General features: G+C 71.3%; 13 protein-coding genes. 10 read left to right on the forward strand and 3 right to left on the reverse strand.

What is annotated here, in order from left to right:
* The 6 genes from QR77_RS49320 to QR77_RS30565 all read left to right on the forward strand — a co-directional run.
* On the forward strand, nucleotides 1-988 hold a 988-nt coding region (locus QR77_RS49320), incomplete at its 5' end, for a helix-turn-helix domain-containing protein (protein WP_040025228.1).
* Nucleotides 989-1162: 174 nt separating this feature from the next.
* Nucleotides 1163-2608, forward strand: a complete 1446-nt coding sequence (locus QR77_RS30545) for an aldehyde dehydrogenase family protein (RefSeq protein ID WP_040025229.1) — start codon at nucleotides 1163-1165, stop codon at nucleotides 2606-2608.
* A gap of 198 nt (nucleotides 2609-2806) precedes the next feature.
* Nucleotides 2807-4771: an acyl-CoA dehydrogenase family protein gene (locus tag QR77_RS30550; protein ID WP_040028926.1), complete on the forward strand. Its 1965-nt coding sequence runs from the start codon at nucleotides 2807-2809 to the stop codon at nucleotides 4769-4771.
* An 85-nt stretch (nucleotides 4772-4856) separates the two neighbouring features.
* The gene (gene aroA, locus QR77_RS30555; protein ID WP_040025230.1) at nucleotides 4857-6095 is read left to right on the forward strand and encodes a 3-phosphoshikimate 1-carboxyvinyltransferase; all 1239 of its coding nucleotides are present in this window, start codon (nucleotides 4857-4859) and stop codon (nucleotides 6093-6095) included.
* A 62-nt stretch (nucleotides 6096-6157) separates the two neighbouring features.
* On the forward strand, nucleotides 6158-6655 hold the full coding sequence (locus QR77_RS30560; RefSeq protein ID WP_078877332.1) for an amino acid transporter: 498 nt from the start codon (nucleotides 6158-6160) through the stop codon (nucleotides 6653-6655).
* Nucleotides 6656-6761: 106 nt separating this feature from the next.
* On the forward strand, nucleotides 6762-7409 hold the full coding sequence (locus QR77_RS30565; protein WP_078877334.1) for a GntR family transcriptional regulator: 648 nt from the start codon (nucleotides 6762-6764) through the stop codon (nucleotides 7407-7409).
* On the opposite strand, the gene QR77_RS30570 is transcribed toward QR77_RS30565, so the two are convergent.
* From QR77_RS30570 to QR77_RS30580, 3 genes are read right to left on the reverse strand one after another with little or no spacing between them, the layout of a single operon-like run.
* On the reverse strand, nucleotides 7387-7806 hold the full coding sequence (locus QR77_RS30570) for a cupin domain-containing protein (RefSeq protein ID WP_078877336.1): 420 nt from the start codon (nucleotides 7804-7806) through the stop codon (nucleotides 7387-7389). The genes QR77_RS30565 and QR77_RS30570 overlap by 23 nt on opposite strands.
* The gene (locus QR77_RS30575; protein ID WP_201778897.1) at nucleotides 7803-8606 is read right to left on the reverse strand and encodes a carbon-nitrogen hydrolase family protein; all 804 of its coding nucleotides are present in this window, start codon (nucleotides 8604-8606) and stop codon (nucleotides 7803-7805) included. Before QR77_RS30575 ends, QR77_RS30570 begins: the two co-directional genes overlap by 4 nt.
* Before the next feature lie 17 nt (nucleotides 8607-8623).
* Nucleotides 8624-9985, reverse strand: a complete 1362-nt coding sequence (locus QR77_RS30580; RefSeq protein WP_052489161.1) for an MFS transporter — start codon at nucleotides 9983-9985, stop codon at nucleotides 8624-8626.
* A gap of 180 nt (nucleotides 9986-10165) precedes the next feature.
* On the opposite strand from QR77_RS30580, the gene QR77_RS30585 reads away from it, so the two are divergent.
* The 4 genes from QR77_RS30585 to QR77_RS30600 all read left to right on the forward strand — a co-directional run.
* Complete coding sequence (locus QR77_RS30585; RefSeq protein ID WP_040025234.1) at nucleotides 10166-10852, forward strand: DUF2848 domain-containing protein; 687 nt, start codon at nucleotides 10166-10168, stop codon at nucleotides 10850-10852.
* 84 nt (nucleotides 10853-10936) lie between these two features.
* The gene (dxr, locus tag QR77_RS30590) at nucleotides 10937-12211 is read left to right on the forward strand and encodes a 1-deoxy-D-xylulose-5-phosphate reductoisomerase (RefSeq protein ID WP_078877340.1); all 1275 of its coding nucleotides are present in this window, start codon (nucleotides 10937-10939) and stop codon (nucleotides 12209-12211) included.
* Nucleotides 12208-13509 carry a site-2 protease family protein gene (locus QR77_RS30595; protein ID WP_040025236.1) on the forward strand — a complete coding sequence of 434 codons (1302 nt, stop codon included), beginning with the start codon at nucleotides 12208-12210 and terminating at the stop codon, nucleotides 13507-13509. The genes dxr and QR77_RS30595 overlap by 4 nt, the downstream gene beginning before the upstream one ends.
* A gap of 165 nt (nucleotides 13510-13674) precedes the next feature.
* Nucleotides 13675-14001, forward strand: a 327-nt coding sequence (locus QR77_RS30600) for a flavodoxin-dependent (E)-4-hydroxy-3-methylbut-2-enyl-diphosphate synthase (RefSeq protein ID WP_160310972.1), incomplete at its 3' end; no start/stop codon positions are given.

Consider the following 14001-nt stretch of genomic DNA (forward strand, 5'->3'; position numbering starts at 1 on the left):
GCCGGCCAGCACGGTCGTCGGTGACGCCGACGACCGCGTGGAGCTGCAGTCGCTGGGCACGGGACGCCGGGTGCGCGGCGCGCTCGCCGTCGGGACCGGCGCCGCGCTCGGCACGGCCGAGCGGTACGCGGTGCACTCGGCGGTCGCCCTGCTGACGCTGACGACGGAACGCTCCCGGGCCCTCCAGGAGGCCGAGCAGCGCCTTGGCTCCGCCGTACTGCGGATGCTGCTGTCCGGGCAGCCGGATCACGCGCGGGCGGTGGCGGGCGATCTGTACGGGGACCTGCTGGACGCGCCGTTCCGCCTGCTGATCGCCGAGGCGGTCACGTCGGCGTCCTCGGACGAGGGCCCCCGCGACGCGCTGGACACCCTGGACGCGCTGGCCGAGTCGCTGGAGGCGTCGGCGGCGCGTGCGGGCGAATCCGTACTGGCGGTACCGGACGGCGAGGAACGGCTCGCCGTACTGGCCGTCGACGGCGGCGCCGTGGTCACCGCCTGCGGCGAGTACGCACGGCAGGACGCCGAGGAGGCCGGGGTCGTGATAGGCCTCTCGGCGCCGACCGGCCCGATCGCGTCGGCCGGCGCGTACAAGCAGGCCGAACAGGCGCTGTCGGTGGCGCGGCGGCGCGGCCGGGCGCTGGTGGAGCACGAGGAGCTGGCGTCGGGCTCGATCCTCCCGCTGCTGGCGGACGACGCGGTACGCGCCTTCGCCGACGGCATGCTGCGCGCGCTCCACGAGCACGACGCGAAGGGCCGCGGCGACCTGGTCGCCTCCCTGCGGGCCTGGCTGTCGCGGCACGGCCAGTGGGACGCCGCCGCGGCCGACCTGGGGGTGCACCGCCATACGCTGCGCTACCGGATGCGGCGGGTGGAGGAGATCCTCGGCCGCTCGCTGGACGACCCGGACGTACGGATGGAGTTGTGGCTGTCGCTGAAGACGACCTCGGCATCGGCACCGCCGTCGAAGTCGTCCTCGTCCTCCATCTGACCACTGGGGAAAGCGGCTCCGGCACGCCCCGCCAGGGGAAGCCCGCCGCCCTCCCCGCCAAAGCGGCGTGCCCCACCCCCCGACCACTCCACACCGGACAAGCGACCCCCGCTCCCACCGCCTCTACGGTGGGACGCAGGCACCCCGACCACCTCCGAAGGGCCGGTACTCGCAATGACTTCCACCCACGCCTTCTGGCTCGCCGGCCGCCGCGCCACCGGCGACGACACCCTCGACGTCACCTCCCCCTGGGACGGCCGGCTCGTCGGCACCGTCGCCGTGCCCACCGAGGCTCAGGTCGAGGAGGCCGTCGCCGCCGCGCACTCCGTGCTGGACGAGTTCGCCGCGACCCCCGCGCACGTCCGCGCCGCCGCGCTCGATCATGTGTCGCGCCGGCTCGTGGAGCGTACGGAGGAGATCGCCGAGCTCATCTCCGCGGAGAACGGCAAGCCCCTGAAGTGGGCGCGCGGCGAGGTCGGCCGGGCCATCTCGGTGTTCCGCTTCGCCGCCGAGGAGGCCCGCCGTTTCAACAGCGGTGAGTCCCAGCGCCTCGACACCGACGCGGGCGGCGCCGGCCGTCTCGCGTTCACCCGGCGCTTCCCCCGGGGCCCGGTCCTCGGCATCGCCCCGTTCAACTTCCCGCTCAACCTCTGCGCCCACAAGATCGCCCCCGCGCTCGCCGTGGGAGCCCCGATCATCCTCAAGCCCGCGCCCGCGACCCCGCTGTCCGGGCTGCTGATCGGTGAGCTGCTCGCCGAGACGGAGCTCCCGGCCGGCGCCTGGTCCATCCTGCCGGTGCCGAACGACCGGATGCCCGCCCTCGTCCAGGACGAGCGGCTGCCGGTGATCTCCTTCACCGGTTCCGACAAGGTCGGCTTCGCGATCATGGACTCCGTACCGCGCAAGCACTGCACGCTCGAACTCGGCGGCAACGGCGCGGCCGTCGTCCTCGCCGACTACGCGGGCGAGGAGGACCTCGACTGGGCCGCGTCCCGGATCGCCGCGTTCTCGAACTACCAGGGCGGTCAGTCCTGCATCTCCGTGCAGCGCGTCATCGCCGACGCCTCGCTGTACGAGCGGCTCGTCCCCAGGATCGTCGCCGCCGTCGAGGCCCAGGTCACCGGCGACCCCGCCGACGGCGCCACCGACGTGGGCCCCCTCGTCAGCGAGGACGCGGCGAAGCGCGTCGAGGCATGGGTCGACGAGGCCGTACAGGCCGGGGCCAGGATCCTCGCCGGCGGCAAGCGCGACGGCGCCACGTACGCGCCCACCGTCCTCGCCGACGTGCCCGCCGACACCAAGATCGCCTGCGAGGAGGTCTTCGGCCCCGTCCTGAACCTCCGGTCGGTCGAGAGCGAGGCCGAGGCCTTCGAGATCGTGAACGACTCGAAGTACGGCCTCCAGGCCGGGGTGTTCACCCACGACCTGCAAGCCGCCTTCCGCGCCCACCGCGCCCTGGAGGTCGGCGGCGTGATCGTCGGCGACGTCCCCTCGTACCGCGCCGACCAGATGCCGTACGGCGGCGTCAAGAACTCCGGCGTCGGCCGCGAGGGCGTGCGGTTCGCGATGGACGACTACACCTACGAGCGGGTCATGGTCCTCACCGGACTGGCCCTCTAGAGGACCCCGGAGAAGCCTTTCGGAAGCAGGGGCACAGCCAGGTCCCCCAGCAGGCCCCACAGGTACGGCCGGCCGCGCGGAAAATCGCTTGGCCGGCCCACCAGTGGTGCGGGTCTCAGGAATCGGGTACATACGGACGAGTAGTACCGGCCGGTACACCGTCCCTGTCCCCGAACCAGCGGCGAGGTGAAGTTCCTCATGTCCGCCCCATCCACCGCATCCCATGCATCCGCCCCCCAGGACAGGCCCAAGGTCTCCGAGCGGGAGGCACGGCAGGTCGCAGAGGCCGCCCGCGAGCAGGGCTGGCGCAGGCCGAGCTTCGCCAAGGAGATGTTCCTCGGCCGGTTCCGCCTCGACCTGATCCACCCCCACCCGCTCCCGGCGACCGAAGACGTCACGCGGGGCGAGGAGTTCCTGGCGAAGCTGCGCGCGTTCTGCGACAGCGAGATCGACGGCGCGCTCATCGAGCGCGAGGCCAGGATCCCCGACGAGGTGGTGCGCGGGCTCAAGGAGCTCGGCGCGCTCGGCATGAAGATCGAGACCAAGTACGGCGGCCTCGGCCTCACCCAGGTGTACTACAACAAGGCCCTCTCGCTGGTCGGCTCGGCGAGCCCGGCGATCGGCGCACTCCTCTCCGCCCATCAGTCGATCGGCGTACCGCAGCCGCTCAAGCTTTTCGGCAGCCAGGAACAGAAGGACACGTTCCTGCCGCGCGTCGCCCGCACCGACATCTCGGCCTTCCTCCTCACCGAGCCCGATGTGGGCTCCGACCCGGCGCGGCTCGCGACCTCGGCGGTCCCGGACGGCGACTCGTACATCCTCGACGGTGTGAAGCTCTGGACGACCAACGGCGTGGTCGCCGACCTGCTGGTGGTGATGGCCCGCGTACCGAAATCGGAGGGCCACAAGGGCGGCATCTCGGCGTTCGTCGTCGAGGCGGACTCCGCGGGCATCACTGTCGAGAACCGCAACGCCTTCATGGGCCTGCGCGGCCTGGAGAACGGCGTGACCCGCTTCCACCAGGTCCGCGTCCCGGCCGCGAACCGGATCGGCGCCGAGGGTGCCGGCCTCAAGATCGCCCTGACCACGCTGAACACCGGCCGGCTCTCGCTGCCGGCGATGTGCGTGGGCGCCGGCAAGTGGTGTCTGAAGATCGCCCGCGAGTGGTCGGCGGCGCGCGAGCAGTGGGGCAGGCCCGTCGCCAAGCACGAGGCGGTGGGCGAGAAGATCTCCTTCATCGCAGCGACCACCTTCGCGCTGGAAGCGGTCGTCGACCTGTCGTCCCAGATGGCCGACGAGGACCGCAACGACATCCGTATCGAAGCCGCCCTGGCCAAGCTGTACGGCTCCGAGATGGGCTGGCGGATGGCCGACGAACTCGTCCAGATCCGCGGCGGCCGCGGCTTCGAGACGGCGGACTCGCTGGCGGCGCGCGGCGAGAAGGCCGTTCCCGCCGAGCAGATGCTCCGCGACATGCGGATCAACCGGATCTTCGAGGGCTCGACGGAGATCATGCACCTGCTGATCGCCCGGGAGGCCGTCGACGCGCACCTCGCGGTGGCCGGGGACATCATCGACCCCGACATCTCCCTGCAGGACAAGGCGAAGGCGGGTGGAAGGGCGGGCGCCTTCTACGCCCGCTGGCTGCCCAAGCTGGTCACCGGCGCCGGACAACTGCCCGGCACCTACGCCGACTTCCACCCGGCGGGCCACACGGACCTCGCCACCCACCTGCGGTACGTCGAGCGCTGCTCCCGCAAGCTCGCCCGGTCCACGTTCTACGCCATGTCGCGCTGGCAGGGAAAGATGGAGACCAAGCAGGGCTTCCTCGGGCGGATCGTCGACATCGGCGCCGAACTGTTCGCGATGAGCGCGGCGTGCGTGCGGGCCGAGATGCTGCGTACGAGCGGTGAGCACGGCCGTGAGGCCTACCAACTCGCCGACGCCTTCTGCCGGCAGGCCAGGATCCGGGTCGACGAGCTGTTCACCCGGCTGTGGTCCAACACGGACGAGATCGACCGCAGGGTCGTCGACGGCGTGCTGTCCGGCAGGTACACCTGGCTGGAGGAGGGCGTCATCGACCCGAGTGGCGAGGGCGTCTGGATCGCCGACGCGACACCGGGGCCCTCGCAGCGGGAGAACGTGCACCGCCCGATCCGCTGACACCCCTCACCGGCAGTGAGCCGGCACCACCCGCCCGTGCTGCCCCGTGCGTTCGCGCGCGGGGCAGCACGGCAGGATGTCGCCCATGACTGTCATCGAGATCCCAGGCTCGAAGTCCGTGACCGCGCGAGCCCTCTTCCTCGCAGCGGCGGCCGAGGGCACCACCACGCTCGTACGCCCGCTCGTGTCGGACGACACCGAGGGCTTCGCCGAAGGGCTCGGCCGCCTCGGGTACGGGGTCGAGCGCGCCCCGGGCTCCTGGCGGATCGAGGGCCGTCCCGGGGGGCCCGGCGTGACCGAGGCGGAGGTCTACTGCCGGGACGGCGCCACCACCGCGCGGTTCCTGCCCACGCTGGCCGCGGCCGGGGCCGGAGGCACGTACCACTTCGACGCCTCGCCCCAGATGCGCCGCCGCCCCCTCGGACCGCTCACCGTGGCGCTGCGTGCTCTCGGCGTCGACCTGGTCCACGAGGAGCGGGAGGGGCACCACCCGCTGCGGATCGTCGCGCGGGGCATCAAGGGCGGCGACGTGGAGCTGGACGCGAGCGAGTCCTCGCAGTACCTCACCGCGCTGCTGCTGCTCGGCCCGCTGACGGTGGAGGGGCTGCGGATCACCGTCACCGACCTGGTGTCGGCGCCGTACGTCGAGATCACCCTCGCGATGATGCGCCGCTTCGGCGTCGAGGTGATCCGCGAGGGCAAGGTCTTCACCGTCCCGCCGGGCGGCTACCGCGCCACCACCTACGCGGTCGAGCCGGACGCCTCCACCGCGAGCTACTTCTTCGCTGCGGCCGCCGTCTCACCGGGCCGCGAGGTCACCGTCCCCGGTCTCGGCACGGGGGCGCTCCAGGGCGACCTGCGCTTCGTCGACGTACTGGAGCGGATGGGCGCCGACGTCCGGACCGGCGCCGACAGCGTGACCGTACGGGGACCCGAGCGGCTGCGCGGTCTCACCCTTCCCATGCGCGACATCTCCGACACCATGCCGACGCTCGCCGCCATCGCCCCGTTCGCCGACGGGCCCGTCCGGATCGAGGACGTCGCCAACACCCGCGTCAAGGAGTGCGACCGCCTCGAAGCGTGCGCGCACAACCTCCGGCGGCTCGGCGTGGACGTCGCGACAGGCCCCGACTGGATCGAGATCCGTCCGGGCGGCGCACCCACGGCCACCGAGATCACCACGTACGGGGACCACCGCATCGTGATGTCCTTCGCGGTCACCGGACTCCGGGCGCCCGGCATGACCTACGACGACCCCGGCTGCGTACGCAAGACCTTCCCCGGCTTCCACGAGGCGTTCGCGGCGCTCCAGCGCGCCTGGTAGCCGGCGGCGGCGCCGAAAACCGGTGGGAACCTGTGCGCCCGCACAGTACTCTCCCCGGCGTGATGACCGCTGACGGCGTACTGGCCGTGCTCGCCCTGCTGCGGGACACCGGGGGCACCGACGTGTGGATCGAGGGCGGCTGGGGCATCGACGCCCTGCTGGGCGAGCAGACCCGGCCGCACCGCGATCTGGACCTCGGACACCGGCAGGAACAGGAGCCCCGACTGCTGGCGGCCCTGACCGGCGCCGGGTTCGCCGAGACGCTGGACCTGCGGCCCGTACGGTTCGTGATGACCCGGGCGGCGACGGGCGAGGAGATCGATCTGCACCCGCTGGTCTTCGCCCCCGACGGCTCGGCGCTCCAGGCGTCCCCGGACCCCGGGAAGCCCTTCCGCTACCCGGCGGAGTGCTTCACCACCGGCATTGTCCGGGGCGTCCGGGTCCCGTGCCTGTCGGCCGAGCAGCAGGTCGCGTTCCACCAGGGGTACGAGCCGGCCGACCGCGACCTGCACGACATGGCCCGGCTGCGCGAGAAGTTCGGCATCGCCACACATTTCTGAGGCGGCCGACCTGCATGCATGGACCCGGCCTGTCCCGGCCCGGCCCGCCCCGCCCCGGGCCCGCAAGGGCTCCCGGCTCCCCGTGGTAATTTTGTATACCACTTGTATGCGATCTATGGGGGCTCCTGTGCTGTCCGGCCGTGACAAGGCGTACGCGTATCTCAAGGACATCGTCCTGGCCGACCCCGGCATGCAGGGCAGGTTCCTCACCGAACAGGAGATCGCCGACCGGATCGGCGTCTCCCGCACCCCGATCCGCGAGGCGCTGCTGATGCTCGCCGCCGAGGACCTGGTCCAGCTCGTCCCCAAGCGCGGCGCGCACATCGCCCCGCTGTCGGGCCGCGAGATCACCGAGCTGATGGAGCTGCGGGGGATCGTCGAACGGTACGCGGCGCAGCAGGCGATCGGCACGGGCGCCGTGCCCGTGGAGGCGCTCGCCGCGCTGCTGGAGCGCCAGCACGGGCTGAAGGGGCAGGAGGACGCCAAGGAGTTCATCGCCGCGGACCACCTCTTCCACGCCACCCTGGTCTCGGCGGTCGGCAACGGCCTGCTGGACCGGCACTACGACGGGCTGCGCAGCCGGCAGATCCGCGCGGGCATCGTCGCCCTGTTCAGCAAGCCGGGACGCCAGGACGCGGTGCTGCGTGAACACCAGGCGATCCTCGACGGCCTGGCGTCCGGTGACGCCGACGCCGCCTGCGCCGCGATCAGCGGTCACCTGGAGACGACCCTCAAGGTGCTGCTGGCGGGTTAGGAGCAGGCCCGGAACCGCCCGCTGACGGGTGCTCGGAGGACCCAGGAGCGGTGTCCGGGTCCGGATAGGTGAGAACGAGCATCGTGACGCCCTCCTCCGCGATCCACGGTCCGTGCTCCATGCCCGGCGGGCGGCACGCGTAACACCCCTTCCCGAAGGTCTGGCCCAGCGTCAGATCGCGCATCGCGCCGTCGAGGATGTAGACCTCCTCCCAGTGCGGGTGCACGGAGACGCCCGTCGCCGACGTGTCCGTCCCCGGCTCCCAGCGCACCAGCGCCGTACGGTGACCGGCGGCAGCGTCGGCCGCCGCCGTGCGCTCCCGTACGCCGGGCGCCGCCCCCTCGGGGGTCTCCCAGGGCCCGGACGGGATGTGGAATTCGAGCTCCGGCTTGTTCACGGCCGCCCCATCCGCCGGTTGGCCAGCACCGAGACCCGCTGCCGTACGGCGGCGACCTCGCCGGCGTCGATGTCCGCCGTCAGCAGGCCCGGCTCGGCGCCCAGCGCCTCCCGTACCGACCCGTCGGGGCCCACCACGGCGCTGTACCCGATGCCGGTGGGCGCCGCCGAAGCCGGCGGTGACCCCGTGACCGTCGCCGGGTCGGCCTGGCCCGCTGCCCCCAGCCATACGGTGGCGTCCAGCGCCCTCGCCCGGACCAGCAGCTCCCACTGCTCCCGCTTGCCGGGTCCCGCGCCCCAGGACGCGGGCAGCAGCGACAGGACGGCTCCGGCGTCCGCGTGGGCCCGGAACAGCTCGGGGAAGCGGAGGTCGTAGCAGGTCGCGAGGCCGACGCGGACACCGTCGAGGTCGAAGGTCACCACGTCGTTCCCCGGCGCGACCGTGTCGGACTCGGCGAAGCCGAACGCGTCGTACAGGTGGATCTTGTCGTACGAGGTCTCGACGCCAGGGCCCGTCACCAGCAGGGTGTTGGTGACCCGGCCGCCGTCGGCAAGCGTGAACATGCCCGCCACGACCACCAGTTCCGCCTCGGCGGCGATCTCCCGTACCGCCGTGGCCCAGGGCCCGTCCAGCGGCTCGGCGACCGGCCCGAGCGGCGTGCCGAAGCACGCCATCGTGGCCTCGGGGAGAACCACGAGCCGCGCCCCCGACTCCGCGGCGCGCAGCGCCTGTTCCCGTACGGTCTCCAGGTTCCCCGCCGGGTCGGGGCCCGCGACGATCTGACTGAGTGCGATACGCAAGATTCCTGCTTTCGTGGTCATGAGGGGACGGACGGGAGGGCCGCCGTACGCCGCGCGTTGAGCTGGTCGAACTCCTCGTCCTCCGCGTGGTCGGCGTCCCGGCCCAGCCGTACGCCGGCGATCGTGAGCACCGCGGTGACCGCGATGTACAGCGCGAGAGGCAGCCACGCACCGTACGCGCCCAGCAGCGCGGTGAAGAGCACCGGGGCGACGGCGCCGCCGATCAGCCCCGCCAGGGTGTACGCGAGCGAGGAGCCCGTGTAGCGCAGCCGGGGCGCGAACTGTTCGGCGACGAAGGCCGCCTGCGGCCCGTACATCAGGGAATGGATCACCAGGCCGCCGATCACCCCGAGCGTGAGCAGCGGCCAGCTCCCGCCGCCGACCATCGGGAAGAACACGAAGGGCCAGATCCCGGCGGCCACCGCCGACCAGCCGTAGAGCCGCCGCCGGTTGATCCGGTCCGACAGGGCGCCCGCCAGCGGGATCAGGAAGATCTGGAGGGAGGAGCCGATGAGCACGGCGGCCAGCGCCGAGCCCCGTGACATGCCCAGCTCGCCGGTCGCGTAGGTCAGTACGAAGACGGTGAACATCGCGTACAGCACATCGGGGGCGACCCGGCTGAGGATCGCCGCGCACAGCGCCCTCGGCTGGTCGCGGAAGACCTCGCGCACCGGCGCCTCCGGGCGGTTCCGCGCCGCCTCGATGGCCTGGAAGACGGGCGTCTCCTCCAGGCGCGTACGGATCCACAGGCCGAAGCCGACCAGGGCGCCGGAGAGCAGGAAGGCCACCCGCCAGCCCCAGGAGAGGAACTGCGCGTCGCTGAGGAGGCCGCCGAGCGCCGCCAGCACGCCGTTGGCCAGGAGATTGCCGGCCGGCGGGCCGATCTGCGCGGCCGAGGCGAAGAAGCCGCGCCGCTTCGGGTCGCCGAACTCGGCGGACAGCAGGACGGCGCCGCCCCACTCGCCGCCGACCCCGACCCCCTGCGCGAAGCGGAGCAGCACCAGGCCGACGGGGGCGGCGATGCCGACCGTGCCGTACGTCGGCAGCACACCGATCAGCATCGTGGCCACGCCGATCAGCACCAGCGTCGCGATGAGGACCTTCTTGCGGCCGACGACATCGCCGAGCCGGCCGAAGACGAAGCCGCCGAGCGGGCGGGAGAGGTATCCGACGGCGTACGTCGAGAAAGCCAGGATCGTGCCGGTGAAGGGGTCCTCGGAGGGGAAGAAGAGGTCTCCGAAGACCAGGGCGGCAGCGGCGGAGTAGACGGCGAAGTCGTACCACTCCAGGGCGGTGCCGGTGAGGCTGGCGACAAAGGCGCGGCCCACCGGGTTGCTGCCTGCCGGGCGGTCCTTCGACTGCGGTTGCGTGCTCTGCATGGGGGTCATCCCAGTCCGGGGGAGGGGTGTCGAACAATTGGCATACTTGCTGTATACCAGTCGTATGCGCAAGACCTCTGCGGGAAGTCGAGCACTTCGAAACAGACAGTCACGCATGTATCCGGACAGATACCGGACAAATATCGGCCGGATACGGCCGGAGACCGACCAGGAGGGCCCGTGACCCCGCTGACTTTCGAACTTCCCGACGGCTCCACCCGCACCGTGGACGTGACCCAGGTGCTGAACGCCGGATACGCGGGCCGCAGCCAGGACGAAGTGGCCGCCCATGTCGCCGAACTCGCCGCGCTCGGCGTCCCGGCGCCCGCCACCACCCCGGCGCTCTACCCCGTATCCCCCTATCTGGCCCAGCAGACGGACCGCGTCGACGTCCAGCACGGACGCACGTCGGGCGAGGCCGAGTGGGCCCTCGTCGTGGCCGGCGACGGTGAACTGCTGCTCACGGCCGCCTGCGACCACACCGACCGCGACCTGGAGGTGCACGGCGTGGCCTGGAGCAAGAACGCGAGCCCCGACGTCCTGGCCTCGGCCGCCTGGCCGCTGGACGACGTCGCCTCCCGTACGGACGCGCTGACGCTCAGGGCCTGGGTCACCCACGGCGGCGAGGAGACCGAGATCCAGAACGGCACCTGCGGCGACCTCCTCACCCCCGGTTACTGGGCGGACCTGCTCAGGGAGCGCGGCGACCTGGTGCCCGGCACCGTACTGATATCCGGCACGATCCCGATGGCCGAAGGCGCCGACCAGTTCGGCGGCCGCTGGCGCGTGGAACTGGGCGATCCGGCCACGGGGCGGACGATCGGACTGGCCTACGACGTGGTGCGCATGGCCGAACCGATCGGCTGAGCCCCCGCCCGGTCACCGCGACCGGTGGCGCGGCGGCAGATGTACGGGGACGCGCTGTCCTTATGCGGAGCTGATGGGGCAAGAATGGGGGGCATGAGCGACAGCCCTGCCTCCCTCGCGGACCCGCACATCGTCTTCGACCCGAACGGAGGCCGCCGGGACATCGTCGTCCTCGGCTCCACAGGCTCCATCGGCACGCAGGCCATCGACCTGGTCCTGCGCAACCCCGACCTCTTCCGCGTCACCGCGCTGTCCGCCGCCGGCGGCCGGGTCGCGCTGCTCGCCGAGCAGGCGCGGCGCCTCCGGGTCCGTACGGTCGCGGTCGCCCGCGAGGACGCCGTGCCCGCGCTCCGCGAGGCGCTCCGGGCCGAGTACGGGACGGCCGAGCCGCTCCCCGAGCTCCTCGCCGGGCCGGAGGCCGCCACCGAACTGGCCGGCTCCGACTGCCACACGGTCCTCAACGGCATCACCGGCTCCATCGGACTCGCCCCGACGCTCGCCGCCCTCGAAGCGGGCCGGACCCTCGCCCTCGCCAACAAGGAGTCGCTGATCGTCGGCGGCCCCCTGGTCAAGGCCGCGGCGGCGCCCGGACAGATCATCCCCGTCGACTCCGAACACGCCGCGCTCTTCCAGGCGCTGGCGGCCGGCACCCGGGCCGATGTGCGCAAGCTCGTCGTCACTGCCTCCGGGGGCCCCTTCCGGGGGCGTACGAGGGCCGAACTGGCGGACGTCACCCCCGAGGACGCCCTGGCGCACCCCACCTGGGCCATGGGCCCGGTGATCACGGTCAACTCGGCGACCCTCGTCAACAAGGGTCTCGAAGTGATCGAGGCGCATCTGCTGTACGACATCCCCTTCGAACAGATCGAGGTGGTCGTACACCCGCAGTCCTACGTTCACTCGATGGTGGAATTCACCGACGGCTCCACACTGGCCCAGGCGACCCCGCCCGACATGCGGGGACCCATCGCCATCGGTCTCGGCTGGCCCCAGCGCGTACCGGAGGCGGCCGCCGCGTTCGACTGGACCAAGGCCTCGTCGTGGGAGTTCTTCCCGCTCGACACGGAGGCCTTCCCCTCCGTGGGCCTGGCCAGGAAGGTGGGAGCGCTGGGCGGCACGGCCCCGGCGGTGTTCAATGCCGCCAACGAGGAGTGCGTCGAAGCGTTCCTGTCGGGCCGGCTGCCGTTCAACGGCATCATGGACACCGTCACGGAGGTCGTCGCCGAACACGGCACCCCCCGTACGGGAACTCCGCTCACGGTGGCGGACGTCCTCGAAGCAGAGACCTGGGCACGCGCCCGGGCCCGCGACATGGCACACACATTCAGCGAAGAACGGCCAGCGGAGGCTCGCGCATGACGATCCTGTTGACGGTCCTGGGCATTGTCATTTTCGCCCTGGGACTGCTCTTCTCCATCGCCTGGCACGAGTTGGGACACCTCTCGACGGCCAAGCTCTTCGGCATCAAGGTGCCGCAGTACATGGTCGGCTTCGGGCCGACCGTCTTCTCCCGGAAGCGCGGCGACACCGAGTACGGGATAAAGGCGATCCCGCTCGGCGGCTACATCCGGATGATCGGGATGTTCCCGCCCGGACCCGACGGCCGTATCGAGGCCCGCTCCACCTCACCGTGGCGGGGCATGATCGAGGACGCGCGCGCCGCCGCCTTCGAGGAGCTCGCGCCGGGCGACGAGACGCGGCTGTTCTACACGCGCAAGCCGTGGAAGCGGCTGATCGTGATGTTCGCCGGCCCGTTCATGAACCTCGTCCTCGCCGTCGTGATCTTCATGGGCGTCGCGATGTCCTTCGGCTTCGAGACCCAGACCACCGATGTCGCCGGTGTCCAGAAGTGCGTCATCTCGCAGAGCGAGGCGCGCCAGACCTGCAAGAAGGGCGACCCGACCTCACCCGCGCAGGCCGCCGGGCTCAAGGCCGGCGACAAGATCGTCGCCTTCGACGGCAAGCGCGTGAACGACTGGTCCACGCTCTCCAACCTGATCCGCGACACCATCGGCCCCGCCACCATCACCGTCCAGCGCGACGGTACGGAGCGGGTCCTGCACGCCGACCTGAAGAAGAACCTGGTGGCTGTGAAGGACTCGGACGGCAATGTCGTCGCCGACAAGTACGTACCCGCCGGCTACCTCGGCTTTGCCGCCACCACCAAGATCATCCCGCTCTCCTTCGGCCAGTCCGTGGACCGGATGGGCGGCATGATCGAGGACGGTGTCACCTCGATCGTCTCGCTCCCCTCCAAGATCCCCGACCTGTGGAACGCGGCGTTCGACGGCGGCGAGCGCAAACAGGACTCGCCGGTCGGCGTGGTCGGCGCCGCGCGCATCGGCGGCGAGGTGATGAACCTGCATGTGCCGGCGCAGAACCAGATCGCGATGATGCTGTTCCTGCTGGCCGGCTTCAACCTCTCGCTGTTCCTCTTCAACATGCTGCCCCTGCTGCCCCTCGACGGCGGGCACATGGCCGGAGCGCTCTGGGAGGCGCTGCGGCGCAACCTCGCCCGCTTCTTCAAGCGGCCCGACCCGGGCCCCTTCGATGTGGCGAAACTCATGCCGGTCGCCTACGTGGTGGCGGGCGTCTTCATCTGCTTCACTGTGCTCGTCCTGATCGCGGATGTTGTCAATCCGGTCAAGATCACCTGATTCCACCCCTTTTGTAAGCGGCCGGACACTTTTGTGTCCGGCCGCTTACCTTTAAGTAGATATTTCGTAGCGGTGCCGTCGGTCCGGCGCCCGGTGGCGTAATCTCTGACCCTGGAGCCCGTTCGATGTCGGGACCTCGATCCACACCTTGGGGTTGCACAGCAGATGACTGCAATTGCTCTCGGAATGCCGGACGTACCAACGAAGCTCGCCGACCGCAGGGTCAGTCGCCAGATCCAGGTCGGGTCGGTGGCGGTCGGTGGGGATGCGCCGGTGTCGGTGCAGTCGATGACGACGACGCGTACGTCGGATATCGGGGCGACGTTGCAGCAGATCGCGGAGTTGACCGCGTCGGGCTGCCAGATCGTGCGGGTGGCGTGTCCGACGCAGGACGACGCGGACGCGTTGGCGACGATCGCGAAGAAGTCGCAGATTCCGGTGATCGCGGATATTCATTTCCAGCCGAAGTATGTGTTCGCGGCGATTGATGCC

The sequence above is a fragment of the Streptomyces sp. 150FB genome (genome assembly GCF_000818195.1).
GTDB lineage: Bacteria > Actinomycetota > Actinomycetes > Streptomycetales > Streptomycetaceae > Streptomyces.

Excerpts from the sequence above, each read along its gene's own strand:
- QR77_RS30545 (WP_040025229.1), top strand. The coding sequence starts at position 1,163 with ATGACTTCCACCCACGCCTTCTGGCTCGCCGGCCGCCGCGCCACCGGC.
- QR77_RS30550 (WP_040028926.1), top strand. The coding sequence starts at position 2,807 with ATGTCCGCCCCATCCACCGCATCCCATGCATCCGCCCCCCAGGACAGG.
- aroA (WP_040025230.1), top strand. The coding sequence starts at position 4,857 with ATGACTGTCATCGAGATCCCAGGCTCGAAGTCCGTGACCGCGCGAGCC.
- QR77_RS30560 (WP_078877332.1), top strand. The coding sequence starts at position 6,158 with ATGACCGCTGACGGCGTACTGGCCGTGCTCGCCCTGCTGCGGGACACC.
- QR77_RS30565 (WP_078877334.1), top strand. The coding sequence starts at position 6,762 with ATGCGATCTATGGGGGCTCCTGTGCTGTCCGGCCGTGACAAGGCGTAC.
- QR77_RS30580 (WP_052489161.1), bottom strand. The coding sequence starts at position 9,985 with ATGCAGAGCACGCAACCGCAGTCGAAGGACCGCCCGGCAGGCAGCAAC.
- dxr (WP_078877340.1), top strand. The coding sequence starts at position 10,937 with ATGGGGGGCATGAGCGACAGCCCTGCCTCCCTCGCGGACCCGCACATC.
- QR77_RS30595 (WP_040025236.1), top strand. The coding sequence starts at position 12,208 with ATGACGATCCTGTTGACGGTCCTGGGCATTGTCATTTTCGCCCTGGGA.